Annotated in this window: 7 protein-coding genes; 2 read left to right on the top strand and 5 right to left on the bottom strand. The window is 71.8% G+C overall.

Translation table 11 applies throughout. From position 1 onward, the window contains the following. A partial coding sequence (locus DVH02_RS01265; protein ID WP_114621784.1) for an HAD-IC family P-type ATPase occupies window positions 1-752 on the top strand: 752 nt, incomplete at its 5' end. 67 nt (window positions 753-819) lie between these two features. Continuing rightward, window positions 820-1,311, top strand: a complete 492-nt coding sequence (locus DVH02_RS01260; protein WP_114621783.1) for a hypothetical protein — start codon at window positions 820-822, stop codon at window positions 1,309-1,311. Window positions 1,312-1,373: 62 nt separating this feature from the next. Here the strand turns inward: DVH02_RS01260 and DVH02_RS01255 are convergent, their stop codons facing one another. From DVH02_RS01255 to DVH02_RS01235, 5 genes are all read right to left on the bottom strand, one after another. Further along, complete coding sequence (locus DVH02_RS01255) at window positions 1,374-1,733, bottom strand: hypothetical protein (protein WP_114621782.1); 360 nt, start codon at window positions 1,731-1,733, stop codon at window positions 1,374-1,376. A 133-nt stretch (window positions 1,734-1,866) separates the two neighbouring features. Then, complete coding sequence (locus tag DVH02_RS01250; RefSeq protein ID WP_114621781.1) at window positions 1,867-2,898, bottom strand: LacI family DNA-binding transcriptional regulator; 1,032 nt, start codon at window positions 2,896-2,898, stop codon at window positions 1,867-1,869. 49 nt (window positions 2,899-2,947) lie between these two features. Then, window positions 2,948-3,751, bottom strand: a complete 804-nt coding sequence (locus DVH02_RS01245) for a carbohydrate ABC transporter permease (RefSeq protein WP_407697577.1) — start codon at window positions 3,749-3,751, stop codon at window positions 2,948-2,950. 113 nt (window positions 3,752-3,864) lie between these two features. Continuing rightward, window positions 3,865-4,881, bottom strand: a complete 1,017-nt coding sequence (locus tag DVH02_RS01240) for a carbohydrate ABC transporter permease (protein ID WP_114621779.1) — start codon at window positions 4,879-4,881, stop codon at window positions 3,865-3,867. Further along, on the bottom strand, window positions 4,881-6,197 hold the full coding sequence (locus DVH02_RS01235; protein ID WP_114621778.1) for an ABC transporter substrate-binding protein: 1,317 nt from the start codon (window positions 6,195-6,197) through the stop codon (window positions 4,881-4,883). Before DVH02_RS01235 ends, DVH02_RS01240 begins: the two co-directional genes overlap by 1 nt. Window positions 6,198-6,348: the final 151 nt, after the last annotated feature.

Genomic DNA, 6,348 nt, shown 5'->3' with positions numbered 1-6,348 from the left:
CCGCCTCCACCGACCCGGCCGCCCTCGCCGCCCCGGCCGGGAGCCGGGTGCGTACCGAGGTGGCGCGTGCCGAGGAAGCCGGGCGCACGGCCGTCGTGGTCCTCGTCGACGGCGCTCCGGTCGCCGTGCTCGCCCTGGCCGACCGGCTGCGTGCCGGGGCCGTCGGCGCCGTCACCGCGCTCGGCCGGCTCACCGGCACCGCCCCCACACTGCTGACCGGCGACAACGAGCGGGCCGCCGGTCGGATCGCCGAGGAGACCGGGATCGTCGACGTCCGCGCGGGACTGCTGCCCGAGGACAAGGCCGCCGCCGTACGCGCGTGGGAGGCGGCGGGCTACCGGACGCTGGTGGTGGGCGACGGCGTCAACGACGCCCCCGCACTCGCCGCCGCGCACAGCGGCATCGCCCTCGGCCGGGTCGGCAGCGACCTGGCACTGGAGACGGCCGACGCGGTCGTCGTGCGCGACGAACTGGCCACGGTCCCGGCCGTCGTCGCCCTCTCCCGCCGCGCCCGCCGCCTCGTGGTGCAGAACCTCGTCATCGCCTCGCTCTGCATCGGCGCGCTGGTCGTCTGGGACCTGGCAGGTCAGCTGCCCCTCCCGCTCGGTGTCGCCGGTCACGAGGGCTCCACCGTCCTGGTCGGGCTCAACGGCCTGCGTCTGCTGCGCGACGCGGCCTGGCACCGCGCGGTGGCCGCCGGGCAGGGGCCGGTGCGTGGCGGCGGACAACCGTCCCGTGGTGAGACGTGGTGAGACGAGGGCGTGACGGGCCGTACGATCGACACGCTGTCCACCGCACCGTCTCAGGAGGCACGCGTCCATGACGCCGCCCGCAACCGCCACCGTCCTCATGAATCTGGACGAGCAACTCGCCCGCTCCGCCCCGGGGCAGCAAGGCGCCCTGTGGCGACTGGCGGAAGCGGGACGCGGGCTCGATGCCAACGTTGTCAGGCTCTCACCCGGCGGGGGAGTGGCCGAGCACAGCGACGACGTACTCGACGTGCTGTTGGTCGTCCTCGACGGCGACGGGTACCTCGGCACGTCGCGGGGCCGACAGCGGCTCACGCCGCACACGGTCGTCTGGCTGCCGAGGACCTCGTACCGTTCCCTGAGCGCGGGCGACAGCGGCCTCGTCTATCTGACCGCCCACCCGCGCCGCCCGGGGCTCTCGGTCTCCGGCGTGCGGCCCGCCGAGGGCGGCGAACCGCCCTGCGCGCGCGACCGGGTGTGCGAGGAGTGCGGGCGGCTCGCCCAGGAGAGCGACGCCAGGTTCTGCAGCCGGTGCGGCCACCGGCTGCCGCACCGGGACTGAGCCGCGCGGGACGAGTGGGACGCGCGGGACGGGCAGGACCCGCGCGCCGTGCGCGACGCGCTCTACGAGGCGTCCGCCGCCGCGTCCGGCACCCCGTCCAGTACGTCGATCGCGCCGCCGAGCCGGACCCGCGCCTGCCCGGTGGCGAGCGCGAACCGCCCCTGGGAGAAGTCCCGGGTGAGCGGGTTGACGCGGTACCTCTCCGCCGCCTTCGCCGCCCGGCGCACCGCCTTCGCCGCCCCTGTCAGCCGCTCGGCCGCCTCGCCGGGCTCCTCGCCTTCGGCCGTCAGCTCCGCCGCGTACCGCTCGATCGCCTCCGCGTGTGCCCCGAGGTCACCGGCCCGCTCGACGCCCTCGGGGCCGTCGACGACGCCGAGGGCGTCCTGGATCTCCCGCAGCCTGTCCCGCAACTCGGTGCTCATCCGGTCAGCTTACGGCCCGGTGCCGGGGCGGCGCCGGGCGCCGGGACGGCGACCGTACGACCGGCCGTCCGCACGGCGACCGTACGACCGGCCGTCCGCACGGCCCACCCGGGCGCGCGGCCCCGCCCGCGCCCTACGCCGAGTCGCGCACCACCAGCTCGGTGGGGAGCGTCACCGTGGAGGTCTCCTCCCCGCCGATCTGCGCCAGCAGCACCCGGACCATCTCCGCGCTGATCCGGTCCCACGGCTGACGGATCGTGGTCAGCGCCGGGCGGGTGTCCAGCGCCGCCGGGGAGTCGTCGAAGCCGCCCACCGCGACATCCTCCGGCACCCGGCGCCCCGCGTCCTTGAGCGCCGTGAGCACGCCCTGCGCCATCAGGTCGGACGCGACGAACACCGCGTCGAGATCCGGGGCGCGGCGCAGCAGCAGCTCGGCGCAGGAGGTGCCGCTCGCCCTGCTGTAGTCCCCGGAGACGACGAGCCGCTCGTCGGCCGCGAGCCCCGACTCGGCGAGGATCTCCCGGTAGCCCGCCAGCCGCTCGGTCCCCCCGGGGGTGTCCAGCGGACCGGTCACCGTCGCGATTCGGCGGCGGCCGGTCCGCACCAGGTGACGCACCATCTCCCGCGCGCCGTCCCGGTCGTCCGCCGAGACGTAACTGACCCTCGAACTCTGGCCGAGCGGCTTTCCGCAGGCCACCAACGGAACGCGCGCCGAACGCAGTTGCTCGGCGACCGGATCGCCGGAGTGGCTGGAGACCAGCAGTACGCCGTCCACGTGGCCCGAGGTGATGTACCGGGCGATCCGGCGCCGCTCGTCCTTCGTCCCCGCGATCATCAGCAGCAGCGGGATGTCGTGGGCGGCCAGCGCCTGGGTGCAACCGCGCAGCAGCACATTGAAGTTGGGGTCCTCGAAGAACCGCTCCTGCGGCTCGGTGAGCAGGAACGCCACCGAGTCCGACTTGCCGGTGATCAGGCTGCGCGCGTGCCGGTTGACCACGTAACCCGTTCTGCGGATCGCCGCGTTGACGGCCTCCTGCGCCGCCGGGCTCACATAGTGGCCGCCGTTGAGTACCCGTGAGACGGTGCCGCGGGAGACCCCGGCCTCCCGTGCCACATCGTGGATCGTGGGCGGCTTGCGCCGGCCGTTGCTGCCCGTGCGGCTCATACCTGTCGTTCTCTTCGCTCTCTCATGGTCGTGGCGGTCGCGTCACGCGTCAGGACTTTACGGCCCCGGACAGCAGATCCAGACTCCAGAAGCGCTGGATGACCAGGAACAGCGCGATCAGCGGCACCACCGCGAGCAGTGCGCCGGTGATCACCAGGGTATAGAGCGCGGGGGTGTTGGAGCCCTGCTGGAGCAGCGTGTACAGCCCGAGGGTGACCGGGAACTTCTGGTCGTCACCGAGCATGATGTAGGGCAGGAGGAAGTTGTTCCACACCGCGACGAACTGGAACAGGAACACCGTCACCAGCCCCGGCAGCATCATCGGCAGCGCCACCGACCGGAAGATCCGCCACTCGCCGCCGCCGTCCATCCGGCCCGCCTCGACCACATCGGCGGGCACGGAGGCCGCCGCGTAGATCCGGGCCAGATAGACCCCGTAGGGGGAGAGGATCAGCGGCAGCAGCACGGACAGATAGCTGTCGGCCATGTCGGCCTTCGCCATCAGCAGATACTGCGGTACGGCGAGGATCACCGGCGGCATCAGCACCCCGGCGAGCAGCACGTTGAAGATCGTCTCGCGGCCCCGGAAACGGTAGACCGCCAGCGCGTAGCCGCTCAGCGCCGAGACGGCCGTGGACAGCAGCGCGCCGAACCCCGCGTAGAACAGGGAGTTGAGCATCCACCGCCAGTACACCCCGTCGCGGTACGCGGACAGGTCGGCGATGTTGGCGGTGAAGCCCGTACCGGGCAGGAAGGTGAAGGTCGAGAACAGCTCACGGCCCGACTTGGTGGCGGCCACCACGATCCAGGCCACCGGCAGCAGACAGTACGCGGCGCCGATCAGCAGCGCCATGGTGGGCACCCAGGCGATCCGGCGCCCGTCCCGGGGCGCGCGGCGCGGCGGCCCCTGCGCGGTCCCGGGGGTGGTGCCGGCCGCGGGCGCGGTACGGCGGGTGGTGACAGCGGTCACGGGGTCTCTCCCTGGTTCGAACGGGAGCCGACGGTCTTGAGGAAGCCGAAGGACAGCGCGAGGGTCACGACGGCGATGACCACGGAGGTGGCCGCCGCCGAGTAGATGTCGTTCTTGATGAAGGCGTCCTGATACACCTTCATCAGCGGTGACCAGGTCGTGGACAGCGAGTTGGTCAGCGGCTTGAGGGTGGTGGGCTCACTGAACACCTGGAGCGTCGCGATGATCGAGAAGAAGAAGGTCAGCACGAGCGAGGGCGCCACGATCGGGATCTTGATCCGCAGCGCTGTCTGGAGCTGCGAGGCGCCGTCGAGCCGGGCCGCCTCGTAGATCTCGGCCGGGATCGAGCGCAACGACGTGTAGATCACGATCATGTTGAAGCCGGTGCCGCCCCACAGCGCGATATTGGCCAGCGCCACGAACAGCGGTCCGCCGTCGAGCAGATCCGGCTGCGGCAGCCCGCCCTTGTCGAGCAGGTAGTAGAACGGGCTGACGTCGGGCAGGTACAGGAAGCCCCACATCAGCGCCGCGATCACCCCGGGCACCGCGTACGGCAGGAAGATCGCGAGCCGTGAGAAGCCGCTCAGCCGGGTGCGCTCCGCGTCCAGCATCAGCGCCAGCACGAGCGCGAGTCCGAGCATGCAGGGCACCACGATCGCCCCGTACCCCAGGACCCGTACGGCGCTGGCGAGCAGCTCGGAGTCGGAGAGCGCGTCCCGGTAGTTGGCGAACCCGGCCCACACCTCGCTGCGCGCGCCCTTGCCCAGCCCCAGCCCCTTGACCTCGACCTTGCGCAGGCTCAGGAAGAGCGCGTAGCCGATGGGCAGGGCGAAGAACAGCGCGAACAGGGTGACGGCGGGCAGCAGGAAGGCGTACGGGGCGCCCCGCACCCGGCGCCCCGCGCGGCCGGGCGCGGGGCGCCCGCGCCCGGGACCTGCCGGGGCGGCACCAGGGGTTTCGGGGGCGTCCGGCGCGCGGCGGGCGCCGCGCGCCGGACTCGTCTCGGCGGCCATCACCCGGTGACCTCGAAGCCCTGCTTCTTCAGGTCGGAGACCGTGGCCTCCTGCATGGCGCCGAGCGCGGCGGTGAAGTCCGACTTGTTCTTGGCGGCCTGGGCGAAGGAGTCACGGAACTGGGTGTACGCGACGTTCACGTTCGGCCCCCACGCCGAGGGAGCCGCCGTCTTCGCGACCTCGGCGGCCGTGGTGAAGAAATCGGGCTGGTTCGAGAAGTACGCGGGCGCCTCGCTCAGCGCGCCGCCCGTCTGCGCGGAGGTCGCGGCCGGGTAGATCCCGCCCTCCTTCACCAGCGCGGCCAGCGCCGCGCTGTCCGTGTTCAGCCAGGTGGCGAACCGGGCGGCGGCCTTCTTGTGGGCCGAGTCGTTGGTGACAGCGGTGGAGGAGCCGCCCCAACTGCCCGTCTTCCGCTCGCCCTTGCTCCACTGCGGCAGCGGCGCCATGGCCCACTTGCCCTTGGTCTGCGGCGCGGCCGTGGTCAGCGTGCCGGGGGCCCAGACGGCGCTGACCCACGCGATCTGCTTGCCGGTGTTGAGCGCCTTGTTCCACGACGGCGTGTACATGGGCTGGTTGTCGATGGAGCCGTCCTTGACGAGACCGCCCCAGAACTCCGCGACCTTCTTCGTGGCCGCGTCGTCGATCCCGACCTTCCAGGACTCGCCCTCGGTGGTCCACCACTGGGCGCCCGCCTGCTGCGCCAGTCCGGCGAAGAGCCCGGAGTCGTTGCTGGAGAACGTGGTCAGGGCCTTGGAGGGGTCCTTCTTCTTCAGGGCGCGCGCGGTCTGCGCGAACTCGTCCCAGGTGGTGGGGACGGTGAGCCCGTACTGCTCGAAGAGGTCCTCGCGGTAGTAGAACATCATCGGCCCGGAGTCCTGCGGGACCGCGTACACCGCGTCCGTGCCGAGCGTGGTCTGCTGCCAGACACCCGGGGCGAACTCGCCCTCCGCGCCCTTGACCTCGCCGGATATGTCCGCGAGGACATCGTTGCTGACCAGCGTGGGAAGCGCCTGGTACTCGGCCTGCACCAGGTCCGGGGCCTTCTTCGCCTTGGCGGCGGTGATGATCTTGGTGACGAGGTCGTCACCGGATGCCTGCTTCTTCACCGTGACCTTGATCTGCTGCTTCTTGCCCTCGGTGGCGTTCCAGATGTCGGCCACCTTGTCCATACCCGGCGCCCAGGCCCAGTAGGTGAGCGAGACGGGCCCGCCGGCCTCCTGGTCGTCGTCGCCCGAACCGCAGGCCGCGAGGCCCGTCGCGCCCAGGGCGATGGTGAGGGACGTGGCCACGAGGCGTCGTCGCGTCGTGAATTGCATGGTGTAACTCCCCTGACGAAGGTCTCCGACATGAACGCGGGCAGACCGGCACGATGGTCTCCGACGGGAGTGCGGGCGGACCAGCCGTGCTCTGTGAGCGTTCACAGTAGAGAAACTTTCCGGACACTTGTCAATGGTTGTTCCTGTGCGC

The sequence above is a fragment of the Streptomyces corynorhini genome (assembly GCF_003346515.1).
In the GTDB taxonomy this organism is placed as follows: domain Bacteria; phylum Actinomycetota; class Actinomycetes; order Streptomycetales; family Streptomycetaceae; genus Streptomyces; species Streptomyces corynorhini.
Note: the sequence above shows the minus strand (reverse complement) of the source record. Positions and strands in the feature narration are given on the sequence as shown.